The sequence below is a fragment of the Amycolatopsis sp. GM8 genome, from assembly GCF_021653975.1.
Taxonomy (GTDB): Bacteria; Actinomycetota; Actinomycetes; order Mycobacteriales; family Pseudonocardiaceae; genus Amycolatopsis_E.
The window spans coordinates 147,013-162,921 of the sequence record NZ_JAJKFK010000002.1; the positions used below are offsets into that span (position 1 = coordinate 147,013).

Consider the following 15,909-nt stretch of genomic DNA (forward strand, 5'->3'; position numbering starts at 1 on the left):
CTATTGACTGTCACGTAGACTATTCAACGATGACGACAACAGTCAAGAGTGTGGCCTACTTGACTCCAAACGCAGACGTTTAATAGTCTACGTTCCCGTAATCAATCGTCGATCCTGGGCGTGCCCGTCGTGGTGCCCCGGCGATTGCTCTCCACGCGAAGGAGCGTGAGCCATGGCGTATGTCATCGGCGTGGACGTGGGAGGCACGTTCACCGACGCCGTTCTGGACGACGATGCGGGGACCGTGCTCGCCGCGAAGTCGCCCTCGACGCCGCCGGACTATTCGAAGGGTGTGCTCGACGTCCTGGAACTCTTGGCCGAGCAATTGGGCAGGACGCTGCCGGAAATGCTGGCGGAGACCCACCACATCGCGCACGGCACCACCTCGTCGCTGAACGCCCTCGTGACCGGGAACGTGCCGCCGGTCGGGTTCCTCACCACCAAGGGGCACCGCGACTCGATCTTCATCATGAACGTGGAGGGCCGCTACCTCGGCCGTTCCCCGCACGAGCTGCAGAACGTGCTCGGCCAGGCCAAGGACCACACGCTGCTGCCGAAACGCCACGCGCTCGAGGTCACCGAGCGGATCGACCGCGACGGCCAGGTCGTGGTCACACTCGACGAAGACGAGGCGCGGGCCGCCATTCGCACACTGCTCGACGACGGCGTGCGCGCGATCGCGGTTTCGCTGTTGTGGTCGTTCCGGAACCCGCAGCACGAGCGGCGGCTGCGCGAACTGGTCGCCGAACAGGACCCGGATGTCTTCGTCGCACTGTCGAGCGAGGTCAGCCCGCGTATCCGGGAATTCGCCCGCAACGCCACCACGATCATGAGCACCCAGATCGGACCGGGCCTGCGCGACTACCTCACCACCCTGGAGAACTCGCTCCGCGAGAACCGGCTCTCCGGCCCGTTGCTGGTCATGCAGAGCAACGGCGGCGCCGTCGCGGCACCCGAGGCGCCGGCCACCGCGATCAGCACCATCGGTTCCGTCCTCACCGGTGGCGTCGTCGGATCGGTGGCGCTGGGCCGCCAACTGGGCCACCGCAACATCATCTCCACCGATGTCGGCGGCACCACGTTCCTCGCCGGGCTCGTCGTCGATGGCGAACCCGTGCGCGACACCACAACGGTGATCAACCACCATCCGATCAACGTGCCGACCTTGCGGGTCGACGCCATCGGTTCGGGCGGCGGCGCGATCGCCTGGCTCGACGCCGGCGGGAACCTGCGTATCGGGCCGCACAGCGCGCAAGCGGTTCCCGGGCCCGCGTGTTACGGCAACGGCGGCACCGAACCGACCAACACCGACGCCAATCTCGTGCTCGGCATCCTGCCGGAGCGAGGCCTGCTCGGCGGACGCAAGCCGCTGTCGCTGGAACTGGCCCGCCAGGCCATCGAAACCCGGATCGCCAAACCGATCGGCCTCAGTGTCGAAGAAGCGGCCGCCGCGATCTACACCGTCCAAAATGCACAGACCGGCGACCTGCTGCGCAAGACGGTCGTCGAAGCGGGTCACGACCCGCGCAACTTCGTGGTCTATGCCTTCGGCGGCGCGGGTCCGGCCCACTGCGCCCGCTATGCCGCCGAAGTCGGCGTCGACGAGGTCGTCGTCCCGCTCGGACCGGTTGCCTCCGCGTTCTCCGCCTACGGCCTCGCATCCTCGAACATCGCGCTGGCCGCGGAACTGTCCGACCCCACCGTCGTGCCGTTCGACCCGGCCCGCGCGGAACAGAACTTCCACGATCTCGAAAAGCAGGTCCGGGAAGGGCTCGACCGGCAGGGCGTCCGGTTCGCCACCGTCGAGCTGTACCGCGAGATCGACATGCGCTACTCCATGCAGCTCGCGGAAGTCACCACTCCGGTCGCGGACGGTCCGCTCGACATGGCTTCCATCGAGAACGCCGCCGCCGCGTTCGAGGACTCCTACGCCGCCCTCTACGGAAAGGACGCCGGTTTCCGCGAAGCCGGCATCCAGGCCATCACCTTCCGCGTCCGCGGAATCGGTGTGTTGCCGTTCAACCCCGAACTCCCGGCGATCCCGGCCGCCGCCACATCCGACCCCGTCGCAGCGCACCGCCGCCCGGTCTGCCTCGACGCCGCCACCGGCTACGTCGACACGCCTGTCTACGACTACCGCGAGCTGCGCGCCGGACACCGGCTCGAGGGCCCCGCCATCGTCGAGGTCCCGACCACCACCGTCGTGGTCCCGGGTGGCACCACCGGCACGGTCGACTCGCTCGGCAACCTGATCATCCGCACCTCCGCCAGGAGCGCCTCATGAGCATGCCCATCTTCGGTTCGGAGAACTTCTCGAGCCGCCCGATCGATCCGGACGAGCTGCGCCGGTCGCTGCCCTCGAAACTGCGCACGCACACGGTCACCCAGGACCAGATCGACACGCTCGACCCGCTCACCTACGAGGTCGTGCGCCACCGGCTGTGGTCGGTCACCGACGAGATGGGCGAAGCGCTCAAGCGGATGTCCGGCTCGCCGATCGTGACCGACGCGAACGACTTCGACTTCGCCATCTCCGACGAGCTGGGTCAGGAGGTGCAGGTCGGGCTCTACAACACCATGCTGGTCGGCGCGGTCGACCTGGCCATCTACTGGACGCTGCGCAACCGGGCCACGAACCCCGGGATCACCGAGGGGGACATGTTCCTCACCAACGACCCGTGGGTCGGCGGCGGTCTGCACCAGAACGACGTGATGGTCTACCAGCCGGTCTTCCACAACGGCGAGCTGTTCGCCTGGACCAGCGCGATCTGCCACGAGCCGGACCTCGGTGGCGTCGGGCTGGGCTCCTTCGCCCCCGCCGCCGAAGACGTGTTCTCCGAGTCCCTGCCCACGCCGCCGGTCAAGGTGGTGCGGGACTTCCAGTTGCAGGGCGACGTCTCCGACCTGTGGGTGCGGCGATCCCGGGTGCCGATGCTCGTCGCGCTCGACCTGCGCGCCAAGATCGGTGCGAACAACGTCGGCCGGGAACGGCTGCACGCGTTGATCGAGCAGTACGGGGCGGACACGGTCAAGGCCGTCATGAAGCGCATGATGTCGGACGCCGAAACGCGGCTGCGCGGCAAGCTCGCCGATCTGCCGGACGGCAGCTGGAGCGCCACCGGGTACCAGGACCAGTCCCACGAAGGCGACCGTGGCCTACACAAGATCACCGTCACCACCACCAAAACCGGCGATCACCTGACGTTCGACTTCACCGGCACCGATCCCCAATCCGGCGTCGTCAACTGCACCTACGCCGGCATGCGTGGGGGTGTCATGCTGGCGCTGCTGCCGATCCTCGCCGGTGACATCCCGTGGTCCGCGGGCGGACTCATGCGCTGCTTCGACCTGGTGTCCGAGGAAGGCACGCTCAACAACGCGACCTACCCCGCCGCCGTCGGCCGAGGCCCGATCGGGCCCGCCTGGCTGACCGGCAACCTCGTCGCCGAGTGCCTGTCGCAGATGCTCGACCGCGACCTCGAACTGGGCAAGAACGTCCAGGCAACCTGTTGCGGCACCTGGGACACCGCGGTGATCGCGGGGCTCGACGAGCGCGGAGAGCAGCCCGTACCGTTTCTCAACATCGTCATGGAGCCCATGTCCGGCGGCTACGGCGCGCGGCCGCACGCGGACGGCATCGACACCGGTGGCCTGTTCTGCATCCCGATGGGCCGCATTCCCGATGTCGAGATGACCGAGTTCCTCTACCCCGTGCTCACCCTGTGGCGGCGTGAGGTCCCGGATTCGGGCGGGCCGGGACGGCACCGTGGCGGTGTCGGGGCGTCGGTCGCGATCACTCCGCACGGCACCAGCATCCCGATGGGCCTCGTGCTCGCCTCCAACGGCAAGGCGGTCTCGCAGAACGGCGGGCTGTCCGGTGGACACCCCGGCAACACCGGACTCGACATCGTGGCCCGGCAGAGCCGGATCACGGACCTGCTCTCCGGCGGCCGGCTGCCCAGCGAACTCGCGGAGGTCAGCGACACCTTGGAGCCGGCACAGAACTACGCGTCGAGCTACCTCGCGCCCGGTGAAGTGTTCGCGATGACCTGGCAGGGCGGCGGAGGCTACGGCGACCCGCTGACCCGGGACCCGGAGGCGGTCGCCCGGGACCTCCGGGAACAGAAGATCACCGCTGCCGCCGCCCGGACGGTCTACGGCGTCGTCATCGAATCCGGTGTCGTCGACGAAACCGCGACCGCCGCCGAACGTGAACAGCAGCGGTCGGCACGCCGGCAACGCTCACGAGTCACCCAGGCGCCCGCGGGCGGAAAGACCGAACTGGCCTCGGCGAAACGCCTCGACGACAACCTAGTCACGGCGTCGGACGGGGCGCGGACGGTCGTGGTGTGCCGCCACTGCAACGAAACCCTGAGCGGCGATGGCGACGAGCTTGCCCTGGCGGTTTACGAAGGCCCGGCGACCGATGCGGGGCCGCAGATCATCGCGACCGCCGCCGACTACGTCGACGCCCCGGTGGTGTTCCGGCAGTACTGCTGCCCATCGTGCTGGACGGCGCTCTATTCGGCGGTCGTACCGGCCGACCACGTCGACGCGATGAGCACCCTCGTGCCGGCCGCCGCGGGAACCGCCTGAGACGCCCTGGGCGGGCAGTCGTGATCACTGTGCATCGCGGCTGCCCGCTCGGTCAGCTGCCGTCGCCACCGGAAATGGCGGTGAGGGCGGCGATGAAATGGGCCCGCTCTTCCGCGGGGATGTGGGCCAGGACGTGCTCGCGTGCCAGCCGGGAGTGGTGTGGTTTGGCCGTCTCGGCTTTGGTGTTTCCCTCCTCGGTCAGTACGGCGAGGGCGGCACGCCGGTCGGTGGTGTCCGGTTCGCGCCGGCACCAGCCCCGAGTCGCCAGGCTGTCGACGACCCGGCTGACCCGGCTACTCGACAGGCCCGTATTGGCGGCCACTTCGCTGATGCGGAGGGTGCGATGTTCCGCCTCCTGCAACGTGTCGAGCACCGCGAACTCGGTCATCGTCAGCCCGGTGGTCCGCATCATGGCTTCGTCGACGATCCGAGGCAGGCGCAGCACGGCCCGCCCCAGGGAACGCCAGACCAACTGTTCCTCGGCGGTGAGACGGTCCGGTGGTGTCGTGACGCCGCCACGCTCCTTCGCGGGGTCCATGCTGCCTCCCTTGTCCGCACTCGCCGCCGAGCCCAAGTATGCCGCACCTATCAGGCGCTCCGTTCAATGCTGGCCAGCCAGGCCGGGGCATCGTGCAGTTGCCCGGGACTCCGGCCGGACCACAATGATGACGCGAAGGCACTGCGCACATCGCCTTCGCTGATGGCCAGCCCGGCGACATACCTGGCGCGGGTTTCGGCATCGAAGATGTGGAAAAGCGCGCTGTCGAGCACATTGTCCACGCCATACCCGCGGTCACTTTCCTGCAGAGCGTCGCCCACCGCGAACCGCACAGCCACGCCGGCGGACAACGCGTTGTCCTGAGCGCGCCGCACCGCGGCAGGAGACACATCGATGCCGAGCACGTCATGGCCCCGGCGCGCGAGCATGATCGCGTTGGCGCCGTCACCACAGCCGATGTCGAGCACGCGGCCGGTGAACCAGCCCTCGCCTTCCGCGGCGATGATCGCGGGCTGCGGCTGCCCGATGACCCATGGCGTGGCACCGGTGAGGTACGCCTTGTCGTAATAGTCGGGCGACAGTGACATCGATGGTCTCCTGGATTCCGGCCTATTGTGCAACACCGCGCTGGATGACCACACTGTTGGTGATGGCCGGCGGACCGGTGAAGATGGTGCCGACGAGATCGGCCACCGCTTGTTTGCCCGACAGCCCGGCAATGTGTTCCTGTAAACCGTTTTCGTCGGTGAACGTGTCGAAGATGCCGTAGGTATCGGCGTCTATCTTCACCACGAAAAAGCTGGTCGTCCCAGATTCCGAATCAATGACCTTCCGGGAGTACGCGAAGAATTTCTCCGCATTCTCCTGTTGGCCGGGCAGCACCTTGATGGTCGCCCACACAGCAACTTCCGGCATCACGCCTCCTCCGCGGTGACGACGGCCACGACGTCGAAGAAATGCGGCCGGAATGTCGCCACCCCGGTCCAGTACTCGCCGCCCTGGTCGAAGCCGGGACGGGTGAACAGATTGTCGAATTCGCCGAAACCGTGCCAGAGCCCGAGATTGATCACCCGCTCGCCGTCGAGGCTGCGATGGAAGTTGATCGCCGCCAACCCCGGCGTTCCCATGGAGCCCGGCGCATAGCGGCGGGCGAGTTCGAGCATCGGCTCCTGGTTCGCCGGGTCGACGGTGAACACCCCGAAGTGGGCATGCGGAGTGGCCGAGAGCGAAGCCTCGCTCACCACGTCCGGCGCGGTGAAATCCACGACATAAGTGCGGGCGTCGACCCGGTCCAGGCCGGGCACCGCCGGAGCGAGAGACCATTCTTCAGGCGCCTTGACCGGCGCGGCCTCCTCAGACCTCCACTGGCTGTACAGCACCAATTCGCCACTCTGGCCGGCCAGGAGCAAGGCGGCGTGAAAACCGGCGGTCGCCTTCAGGTTGTCCTTCAGGTAGGCCGCGGCGCGCTCGATCTGCACCTGGAGAACACGTTCGCCGGATGACGGGCCCTTGGGCTTGCGGGTGAGGCCGGCCGCGCTCGTCCCCGGCGACCGGTCGCTCCCGGGGATGCTGAACTGCTCGATCGACGTGACAACGCCGGTTCCGACCCCGACGCGCAGGGTCGCCCTTTCCTGAGATGTCGTCGCTGACATGGAACTCCTCCTGGAGCCTTTTCCCGCGAGCCGTTCCCGCGAGATCTGACTCGAGCCTAGCTTTAAGTGCGTGCGCACGCAACTTTATCTCCGAGGTGCACGTAGGCGTAGCGCCACTCGACCGATCCGTCGTGACGCGCCCCGTGGATGTGGGCGAGCTCGAGGGCCGGTTCGTCCGGACCGATGACTCCCCAGCAACGTTCACAGACCCTGGTTTTCGACGAGTTGCCCATACCAAAACCTTATGAACGGCGCCGCGGCAGCGCCGCTGGTCAACCGTCAACGACCGTCGATATCCCGCCTATGCTGACGGGATGCTGAAGCGGGTCGCGGCGCTGGTGGTCGACCAGCTCTTCGAGTTCGAGTTCGGGATGCTCTGCGAAGTCTTCGGCCGGGACCGGCGTGCCGAAGGTCTGGACCTGATCGACTTCCGGGTGTGCGGTGTGCACGCGGACCGGCCGGTGTCGACGAACGTGGGCCAGCGCCTGCTGCCCGCGCACGGCCTCGACGCCATCGACGGGGTCGACCTGCTGGCCGTGCCGGCAACCGGCCTGCGCGAGTTCCCCGAGGCCGCCCTCGCCGCGGTGCGTGCGGCCCATGCGGCCGGGGCCACCGTGCTGACCATCTGCTCGGGGGTGTTCCTCGCCGGGGCGGCCGGGCTGCTCGACGGGCGCCGGTGCACCGCACACTGGCAGAACATCGACGAGTTGCGGCAACGACATCCGACCGCGCGGGTCGACCCGGACGTGCTGTTCGTTGACGAAGGGTCGCTGGTGACCAGTGCGGGCACCGCGGCGGGCATCGACGCGTGCCTGCACATCGTGCGCCGCGAACTCGGCGGTGAAGCCGCGAACACGTTGGCGCGCCTCATGGTCGCCGCACCACAACGCGAAGGCGGTCAGCGGCAGTTCATCAACCGCCCGCTGCCGCGCTGTGCCGACGACACACTCGCCCCGTTGCAGCAGTGGATGATCGGTCACCTCACCGAAGACATCCCGGTCGCGACCCTCGCCGCGCGGGTGCATCTCTCGGAGCGCACGTTCACCCGCCGGTTCGTCGCGGAGACCGGCACGACCCCGCACCGGTGGCTGACTCATCAGCGGGTCGCCCACGCCCAGCGGCTGCTCGAAGAGACGCGGCTGACCACCCTTGACGTGGCACTCGGCAGCGGCTTCAGCTCGGAAGCCATGTTGCGCCATCACTTCCGGCAATCCCTCGGTCTGTCCCCCAGCGCCTACCGGCGAGCGTTCCACACCGGCACCGGCCATCATCAAGACCATGGATGACGCCGACGCGCGGCTGCTGGCCGGCACGAACCCGTTCCCCGAGACCATCGACGAGCGGCTACGGCAGCAGCTCACGTTCCTCATCGAAGTCGACCGGCTCAAGACAATCCTCCGGCAGTCCCCCTTGGCGGCCGTGGACCGGCGGGAGAACGACGCCGAGCACTCGTGGCATCTGGCCTTGATGGTCACGATCCTGGCCGGGCACGCGGACGAGAAGATCGACGTCGGGCACACCGTCGAACTGGTCCTGGTGCACGACCTGGTCGAGATCTACGCCGGCGACACTCCGCTCTACGACGCCGAAATGACCCTCGACCAGGCCGAACGTGAGACGGACGCGGCCGCGGCGCTGTTCGGGCTCCTGCCGGCCGACCAGGCGAACCGGATCCGGGCGCTGTGGGACGAGTTCGAAGCGCGGCAGACCCCGGAGGCCCGCTTCGCGAAGGCCATGGACCGGCTCCAGCCGCTGCTGCTGAACTGGATGGCACGCGGCGGGACGTGGCGGACCCCGGGCGTGACCGCCGACGACATCCGGGCCCGCAAGGCCGTGATCGGGGACGCGTCGGCGTCGTTGTGGGCGGCCGGCCGGGAGCTGATCGACGAGGGCGAACGCCGGGGCTGGGCACGGCCGGGCGCGACCCGGTCAGTGGGATGACGCGGTTGGTCGCGCTCATTGCCCGGCCTAACGTTCCCGGGAAAGACAGATCCTCGGCGAAAGGCGGGTCCCGTGCTCGTTCGGTCACTCGGTTACCTCCGCTGGCGCAGCCCGGACGTCTCGGCCTGGGCGACGTTCGCGACGCAGATCCTGGGCATGATGCACGCCCGGACGGACGCCGGCGGCGGCCTGTACTTCCGCATGGACGACGAGCCCTACCGGCTGGCGGTCGTGCCGGGCGCCGAGCCCGGGATCGACGCGCTCGGTTTCCAGGTCAGTGACTCCGCGAAGCTCGACGAGATCACCGTCATGCTCGACCGCGTCGGCATCGCGTGGTCCGGTGGCACCGAGGCCGAGTGCGCGGACCGGCGGGTCGGCGAGCTGGTCCGCTGCGATGACCCGGCCGGCGTGCCGATCGAGTTCTACTGCGCGCCGATCACCGACCACACGCGGCTGGTGACGCCGTACGTCGACGGGTTCATCGCCGGCGCGCTGGGGTTCGGGCACGTCGTGCTCACCACCACCGACATGGCCGCCTCGGCCGGGTTCTACCGCGACGTCCTCGGCTTCCAGCTGCGCAACACCGCGACGCTGCCCAGCCCCAATGGCGCGCCGTCGCGCACGGTGCAGTTCTACGGGTGCAACCCGCGCCACCACAGTGTCGCACTGGTCGAATTCAAGGATCCGGGCATCCTGCGGCATTTCATGGTGGAGATGACGACGCTCGACGACGTCGGCGCCGCCATCGACCGCTGCCAGGACAACGGTGTGACGATCCGTGAAACCCTCGGCCGCCATACGAACGACCTCATGGCGTCGTTCTACGTGGCGGCCCCGGACGGCACGAACGTCGAGATCGGTTTCGGCGCCCAGCAGGTCGATTCGAGCACCTGGGCCGTGCATGAGATCACCGCGCCGAGCCTGTGGGGGCACCGGCCGGTTCCCGCGCCGCCGCCCGTCCCGGAGGTCGCCGCCGAGCCGCACCGCGACCCGGCTACCGCGGTCCGGAGCTGACCATGGCAGATGACGACATCTGGGACGTCGACGCCGACGTCGTAGTGGTCGGCTCGGGCGCGGCCGGGTTCGCCGCCGCCTTCGCGGCCCGGCACGAGGGTGCTTCGGTCGTGATGGTGGAGAAGGCCGGGTTCCTCGGCGGCACCACCGCGAAGTCCGGCGCGTACTTCTGGATCCCGAACAACCACCTGCTGCGCGAGCGTGGCCTCGTCGACGACCGGGATCAGGCGCTCCGGCTGCTGGCCCGGCTGTCCTATCCACAGTCGTACGTACCGGAAGACGAGCGGCTGGGCCTGAGCCGGCTCGAATACGACCTATTGGCCGCCTTCTTCGACAACGCGGCCCCGGCGCTGCAGGCGATGACCGACTGCGGGGCCTTCAAGCCCGGCCTCGACATGGCCATGCCGGACTACTGCGCCGACCTGCCCGAGGACACCGTCCCCTATGGCCGGCACATCTTCCCGGACGGCTGGCGGTCGCAGCAGGACATCATCGCCGGCCTCGGCGTCACCGACGGCAGCACCCGCGGCGAGTTCATGATCGCCGAATTCGAGCGCCAGGCCCGGTTGCTCGACATCGATATCCGCACCAGTCACGAGGCCGTCCGGCTGATCACCGACGACTCGGACGACTCCGACGACGGCGGCGTGCGCGTCGTCGGGCTCGAACTGCACCATCGCACGCGCACCGTGCTGGCCCGCGCCCGCAAGGCGGTGGTGTTCGCGTCCGGCGGGTTCGCGCACAACGCGGACATGCGGCGCCAGTTCCTGCGCGGGCCTGTCTTCGGTGGCTGCGCGGCCGAGTCGGCGACCGGGGACTTCGTCACGATCGCCGGAGAGGTCGGCGCGCAGCTCGGCAACATGAGCCACGCGTGGTGGTCGCAGATCGCGCTCGAGATGGCCCTGGCGCAGCCGTCCACCATCCGCGACGTCTTCATGCCCTTCGGCGACAGCATGGTGCTGGTCAACCGCTTCGGCAAGCGTGTCGTCAACGAGAAGATGGTCTACAACGAGCGCTCGCAGGTGCACTTCGAGTGGGACGCGACGCACCGCGAGTACTCGAACCTGTTGCTGTTCCAGGTTTACGACGACGCGGTCGCGAACAACGACTTCGACAACCCGTACCGCGTGCCGGTGCCGATGCCCGGCGAATCGGTGGGTTACGTGCTCTCCGGTGACACCATCGAGGAACTCGCCGCCGCTCTGGACGCCAGGCTCGCCGAGCTGTCCGATCGCACCGGCGGGGTCCGGCTCGACGACGGTTTCGCCGCGCGGCTGCGGGCGACGATCACCCGTTTCGACAGGCTCGCCGAGTCCGATGTGGACGAAGACTTCGGCCGGGGCGAGTCACCGATCCAGCGGGCGTGGATCGGGCCGCCGCGCCATCACGGCATGGCGAACCCGACGATGCACCCGTTCGCGGGCACCGGTCCGTACCACGCGATCATCCTGGGCGCCGGGATGCTCGACACCAAGGGCGGTCCGCGCATCGACGCGCAGGGCCGCGTCCTCGATGTGCGTGGCGAGCCCATTCGCGGCCTGTACGGGGCGGGCAACTGCGTCGCCTCACCGGCCGCTCAGGCCTACTGGTCGGCCGGCGCCACTCTCGGCGTCGCGCTCACGTTCGGCTACATCGCCGGACGCGGCGCGGCTGCCGAACAGGTCAGTGACTTCGACGGCGCGTTCTGAGGGGAAAAGTCAGAGCGTGAGCGCCCCGTCGAGCAGAGTGGCGGCGGCGGCCTTGGCCGCCCTCGCGCCGTGCCGGCCGCGATCCATCCGCGTCGATTGTGCGGCGCCGTCCCAGAGCAAATGCAGCTGACGTCCGAGGGTTGCCGGATCCGCGGCGCCGGCCTGCGACACGAGCGCCGTCAAGACCTCCCGCAGCCACGCCCGGTACGCGTCGGCCGCCGCGTCCGCGCTCGGGGCATGGGCCTCGGCGGTCGCGTTGGCGAACGGGCAGCCCCGGTACTCGGGATCGCCGGCGAGCTTGATCTGGATGTCGAACACCGCGAGCAGTTGGTCGCGCGGCGAGCGACGGCGGTCGATCGCCCGCTCGACGCGCTCGCGCATCTCACGGTGGCGGACCGCCAGATAGGCGGCGATCAACGCGTCCTTGGAGCCGAAGGTGCTGTAGAGGGTCGCCTTGGCGACTCCGGCCTCGGCGATGACCCGATCGATCCCGACCGTGTGCACGCCCTCCCGGTAGAAGAGCTCGGTCGCGGCGGCCAGCAGCCGTTCATGCGGGGTCGCGGGGGCGGTCACGGATGCACCCTAACGCCGGCTCGCAGCGTCGCGCCGAGAGCGATCGAGCTGAGGACGGCGAGCGCGATGGCCAGTTCGACGGTGACCGCGGTCAGCGAGGCGCCAGCGCTCAGCAGCGCTCCCGGGATGACCGCGGTCCCCAAGCCGCCGTAGGCGACCACGAACACCGCGGACAGCAGAGCCGGCCGCTCGTCGTCGGTCGCGAGCGGCGCCAGGCTGCGGATCGGCCCCTGGAACCCCGCGCCGAAGCCGATGCCGGCGACCGCGCTGGCCACCAGATAGAGCCCGGCGCTGCCGAGTTCGATCGCCACGATGGTCGCGCCGAGGCCGGCGAGCGTGCTCACCGCGCCCGTGATCGTGAGCGCGCGACCGGAGGCGCCCCGCACTACGACCGTGGTGAGCGTGCCGGACCACAGGAGGACGAAGATCGGCAGCGCCGTCGGCCAGACGGCGCCGCTGCCCGACAGGGTCGTGTACAGAGCCGGACTGAGCGCGGCATAGAAGCCCGAGAGCGCCCACACCGCGAACACGACGGGCGCGGTGGCGAGGAACACCGCACGCGCGTTGGCGGGGATCGCGACCCGAACCCTGGGCCGCAGCGCGTCCTGTGAGGCCTGCCGCGTGCCGGCGGGGATGAGCCGCAGGACGATCAGGGCCTGCCCGGCCAGGACGGCGGCGAGGATCAGGTAGATGGTGTGCGTCGGGCCGGGAAGGAACTGGACGACGAGCCCGCTCAGCAGCGCGCCCAGTCCGCTGCCCGTCCCGGGCGAGGCCGCGCTCGCGATCGCTCCCCGCTCCGCGTCGGCTTCGATCATCGTCGCCGACAGCACGCCGAATGCGGCGCCGGAGGCGAGCCCCTGCACGACCCGGCCGACCACGATGAGCGTGAACGAGCCGGCGACGGCGAACAGCAGCAGGGCGATGATCTGCGCGCAGATCGCCGTGAACAACACCGGCCGGCGCCCGAACACGTCCGGCAGTTGGCTGAGCCACAGGAGCCCGGCGAGTACGGCCACCGCGTAGGTCGCGAACGCGATCGTGCCGGTCAGCGGGCTCGTGTGCCAGGTGGCCGCATAGCGCTGGTAGAGCGGGCTGCTGGCATTGGCCGCGGCGAGGAACGCGACGACCACCGAGCTGGTGAGAGCCAGGGTGGCCAGGCGCCTGCTCGGCGCGACCATACAGACCTGTCTGTCCATTCCTCGGACATTAACAGTATCGTTGCGACCTGAACAGACAGGTCTGTCTGATCAACGCCCACTGATTCCGACGGGGAGCAAAGCAGTGCCCGACAGCAGCCCGACGTCCTCGGCTCTCGGCCTCACCGCCGACCAGGTACTCACCACCACGCGCGCGGTTCGCAGACGTCTCGACCTGACCCGGCCCGTTCCGCGTGAGCTGATCCAGGAAGCCGTGACAGTCGCCACCCAGGCTCCGTCCGGCCGTAACCAGCAGCAATGGGACTTCGTTTTCGTCGAAGACGCCGCGACGAAGGTGGAAATGGCCAACCTCTGGCGCGCCGGGCTCGCGCATGGCAGTCCCGACGAGCACCACGGCCTGCCACTCCCCACCAGGGGCAGCTTCGCCTCTGCGGAGTGGGGGAGGATCCGGGGCAGCCTCGGCTACCTGGTCGAGCATCTGCACGAGGTGCCAGTGCTGATGATCCCCGTGGTGCGGGTCGCCAGCCGCGCGGAACTCCGCACGGTGCACGGGCAGGCGCACAACTGGGGCTCGGTGCTTCCCGCGACCTGGAGCTTCATGCTCGCCGCGCGGCAACGCGGTCTCGGCACGTGCTGGACCATCGGTCACCTCGCCTATGAACGCGAGATGGCCGACCTGCTCGGCCTCCCGTTCGACACCACCGTCCAGGTGGCGCTGACCCCCGTCGCCTACACGATCGGCACCGACTTCAAACCGGCCCAGCGGGCCGACAGCAGGACGTTCACGCACTGGAACCGTTGGTAGAGGCGGTGATCAGAGCGTGAGGCGGCCGGGGTGGGCCAGCTCGGCGGTGGTGATGTGCACCCGGGCCGTGAAGCCCGGGTGCTCCCCCACCAGCGCCGTCACCTCGGCGCTGTCGGCCGGTTTGCCGGTCGTGCGAACGGCATGCGCGACCGCCCAGGTCCGGGATTCCCCGGCGAGCCGGCGACGTTCCGGATCGCCGTAGTACCGGCGTTCGAGCTCGGCGAGGTCCCCGTCGTAGCGCCATGCCGAGACGAACTCGTTCTGCTCGTGGAGCGCGAACGCACACAACAGCGCGAACCCGGTCCGTTCCCGGATGGGCACGATTTGGTGCCACCAAACGAGGAAATCGTCCATCGAGTCCGGTTTGAGTTCGTAGCGGCGGAACTGCACTCGCGGCATCCGGGGATCAGCTCCGTTCACGACAGTTCGACGACCACACTCTTCGACTCGGTGTAGGCGTCGAGCACCTCGGTGCCGTGCTCGCGCCCGATGCCGGACTGCTTGTGGCCGCCGAACGGCAGCGGGCCGGCGCTCATCTGGCTGCCGCGGTTGATCCAGACTGAGCCGGCGTCGAGGCGCGCCGCGGCGCGATGCGCCGTGCCGATGTCGCGGGTCCACACCGAGGCGGCCAGCCCGAAGATGGTGTCGTTGCCGAGTCGCACCACCTCGTCCAGCTCGGTGAACGGCATGATCATCGAGACCGGCCCGAAGATCTCCTCCTGCGCGACACGGGACTTGTTGTCCAGCCCGTCGATCAGCGTCGGCGCGACGTACAGGCCGCCGCCGTCGATCGGCTCGGCGCCGGTCACCAGCGTGCCGCCGGCGTCGGTCGCCAGCTCGATGTAGTTCGTGACGCGCTCGAAGTGCCCGCGGAAGGCGAGCGGCCCCATCTTGGTCCCGGGGTGGAACGGGTCGCCGAGACCTGCCTTGTACGGCTCGGTCGCCTGGGCCAGCAGTTCGACGAACTTGTCCCGGACCGGTTCCTGGACGAAGATTCGCGACCCGGCGACGCACGCCTGACCGGAGCCCGCGCAGAAGGCCAGCGCGCAGATCTCGGCCGCCTTCTCCAGGTCGGCGTCCGCGAACACGATGTACGGCGTCTTCCCGCCCAGTTCCAGCGTGACCCGCTTGAGGTTGCTCGCCGACGTCGCCAGGATGTGCTTGCCGGTGGCGGTCGATCCGGTGAAGGCGACCTTGTTCACGCCGTCATGGGACATCAGCCGCTCGCCGGTGACCTTGCCGTCGCCGGTGATGACGTTGACGACTCCCGCGGGCAGGTCGGTCTGGCGCAACAGGTCCGCGAAGCGCAGCGTGCTCAGCGAGGTGTGCTCGGAGGGCTTGCACACAACCGTGTTGCCGGTCGCGAGCGCGGGCGCGAGCTTGTACGACATCTGCAGCAGCGGGCCGTTCCACCCGGCGATGGCGCCGGCGACACCGAGCGGCTGGCGCAGCGTGTACTGCAGCTGCGTGCTCGGTGCCGGCGCGGTCTGGCCGTAGAGCTTCGTCGGCCAGCCGGCGTGGTTGCGGAACACCTCGACGCAGTGGTTGATCATCCACTGGGTCTGCGTGTACGCGCTGCCCATCTCGAGTGACTCGAGGGCGGCCAGCTCGTCGACGTTCGCCTCGATGATGTCCGCGACCTGCAGCAGCAGCTGGGTGCGCCGGTAGGGCGCGATACCGGCCCAAGCGGGATCCTCGAACGCGCGCCGCGCGGCGGCCACGGCGGCGTCGACGTCGTCGGCCCCGGCGAAGCTGATCGTGGCGATCGGCTGCTCGGTGACCGGGTCGATGGTCTCGAAGGTCTGCCCGCTGCGCGCGGCGACCTCGGTGCCGCCGATGTAGAGGCCCTTGGTGCCGGTGAGAAAGTCCGGTCGCGGGCGGGCGTCGGCACGGACGAGCAGCGGTTCGATCATGTGGTCCTCCATCAGGGCGCGGTCGGGTTCGACTCAACAACAGTGCTCGACCGGCGGCCATCGGGGCATAC

General features: G+C 69.1%; 15 protein-coding genes. 7 read left to right on the forward strand and 8 right to left on the reverse strand.

The features are described from left to right. Nucleotides 1-172: 172 nt before the first annotated feature. Complete coding sequence (locus tag LOZ83_RS07920) at nt 173-2,284, forward strand: hydantoinase/oxoprolinase family protein (protein ID WP_236789597.1); 2,112 nt, start codon at nt 173-175, stop codon at nt 2,282-2,284. Further along, nucleotides 2,281-4,596: a hydantoinase B/oxoprolinase family protein gene (locus LOZ83_RS07925; protein WP_236789598.1), complete on the forward strand. Its 2,316-nt coding sequence runs from the start codon at nt 2,281-2,283 to the stop codon at nt 4,594-4,596. The genes LOZ83_RS07920 and LOZ83_RS07925 overlap by 4 nt, the downstream gene beginning before the upstream one ends. A gap of 52 nt (nt 4,597-4,648) precedes the next feature. On the opposite strand, the gene LOZ83_RS07930 is transcribed toward LOZ83_RS07925, so the two are convergent. From LOZ83_RS07930 to LOZ83_RS07945, 4 genes are read right to left on the reverse strand one after another with little or no spacing between them, the layout of a single operon-like run. After that, nucleotides 4,649-5,134 carry a MarR family winged helix-turn-helix transcriptional regulator gene (locus LOZ83_RS07930; RefSeq protein WP_236789599.1) on the reverse strand — a complete coding sequence of 162 codons (486 nt, stop codon included), beginning with the start codon at nt 5,132-5,134 and terminating at the stop codon, nt 4,649-4,651. A 50-nt stretch (nt 5,135-5,184) separates the two neighbouring features. Further along, on the reverse strand, nt 5,185-5,682 hold the full coding sequence (locus LOZ83_RS07935; protein WP_236789600.1) for a class I SAM-dependent methyltransferase: 498 nt from the start codon (nt 5,680-5,682) through the stop codon (nt 5,185-5,187). Nucleotides 5,683-5,704: 22 nt separating this feature from the next. After that, entirely contained in the window at nt 5,705-6,010 is a 306-nt protein-coding gene (locus LOZ83_RS07940; RefSeq protein ID WP_236789601.1) for a putative quinol monooxygenase, read from the reverse strand. Continuing rightward, on the reverse strand, nt 6,010-6,747 hold the full coding sequence (locus LOZ83_RS07945; protein WP_236789602.1) for a hypothetical protein: 738 nt from the start codon (nt 6,745-6,747) through the stop codon (nt 6,010-6,012). The genes LOZ83_RS07940 and LOZ83_RS07945 overlap by 1 nt, the downstream gene beginning before the upstream one ends. A 314-nt stretch (nt 6,748-7,061) precedes the next feature. Here LOZ83_RS07945 and LOZ83_RS07950 point away from each other — a divergent pair, with 314 nt between their 5' ends. From LOZ83_RS07950 to LOZ83_RS07965, 4 genes are all read left to right on the forward strand, one after another. Beyond that, the gene (locus LOZ83_RS07950) at nt 7,062-8,033 is read left to right on the forward strand and encodes a helix-turn-helix domain-containing protein (RefSeq protein WP_236789603.1); all 972 of its coding nucleotides are present in this window, start codon (nt 7,062-7,064) and stop codon (nt 8,031-8,033) included. Next, nucleotides 8,026-8,688 carry an HD family hydrolase gene (locus LOZ83_RS07955; RefSeq protein ID WP_236789604.1) on the forward strand — a complete coding sequence of 221 codons (663 nt, stop codon included), beginning with the start codon at nt 8,026-8,028 and terminating at the stop codon, nt 8,686-8,688. The genes LOZ83_RS07950 and LOZ83_RS07955 overlap by 8 nt, the downstream gene beginning before the upstream one ends. A gap of 72 nt (nt 8,689-8,760) precedes the next feature. Further along, nucleotides 8,761-9,702, forward strand: a complete 942-nt coding sequence (locus tag LOZ83_RS07960; protein WP_236789605.1) for a VOC family protein — start codon at nt 8,761-8,763, stop codon at nt 9,700-9,702. Between the two features lie 2 nt (nt 9,703-9,704). Further along, the gene (locus LOZ83_RS07965) at nt 9,705-11,390 is read left to right on the forward strand and encodes an FAD-dependent oxidoreductase (RefSeq protein WP_236789606.1); all 1,686 of its coding nucleotides are present in this window, start codon (nt 9,705-9,707) and stop codon (nt 11,388-11,390) included. A gap of 9 nt (nt 11,391-11,399) precedes the next feature. On the opposite strand, the gene LOZ83_RS07970 is transcribed toward LOZ83_RS07965, so the two are convergent. After that, nucleotides 11,400-11,963, reverse strand: coding sequence for a TetR/AcrR family transcriptional regulator (locus LOZ83_RS07970; protein WP_236789607.1), 564 nt, complete (start codon nt 11,961-11,963; stop codon nt 11,400-11,402). After that, nucleotides 11,960-13,159 (reverse strand): MFS transporter, encoded by a 1,200-nt coding sequence (locus LOZ83_RS07975; RefSeq protein ID WP_236789608.1) that lies wholly within the window; start codon nt 13,157-13,159, stop codon nt 11,960-11,962. Before LOZ83_RS07975 ends, LOZ83_RS07970 begins: the two co-directional genes overlap by 4 nt. Before the next feature lie 85 nt (nt 13,160-13,244). Between LOZ83_RS07975 and LOZ83_RS07980 the strand changes: the two genes are divergently transcribed. After that, nucleotides 13,245-13,925 carry a nitroreductase family protein gene (locus LOZ83_RS07980; RefSeq protein WP_236789609.1) on the forward strand — a complete coding sequence of 227 codons (681 nt, stop codon included), beginning with the start codon at nt 13,245-13,247 and terminating at the stop codon, nt 13,923-13,925. Between the two features lie 9 nt (nt 13,926-13,934). Here the strand turns inward: LOZ83_RS07980 and LOZ83_RS07985 are convergent, their stop codons facing one another. After that, on the reverse strand, nt 13,935-14,324 hold the full coding sequence (locus tag LOZ83_RS07985) for an NIPSNAP family protein (RefSeq protein WP_236789610.1): 390 nt from the start codon (nt 14,322-14,324) through the stop codon (nt 13,935-13,937). A 17-nt stretch (nt 14,325-14,341) separates the two neighbouring features. Then, nucleotides 14,342-15,838: an aldehyde dehydrogenase gene (locus tag LOZ83_RS07990; protein WP_236789611.1), complete on the reverse strand. Its 1,497-nt coding sequence runs from the start codon at nt 15,836-15,838 to the stop codon at nt 14,342-14,344. Nucleotides 15,839-15,909 lie beyond the last annotated feature (71 nt).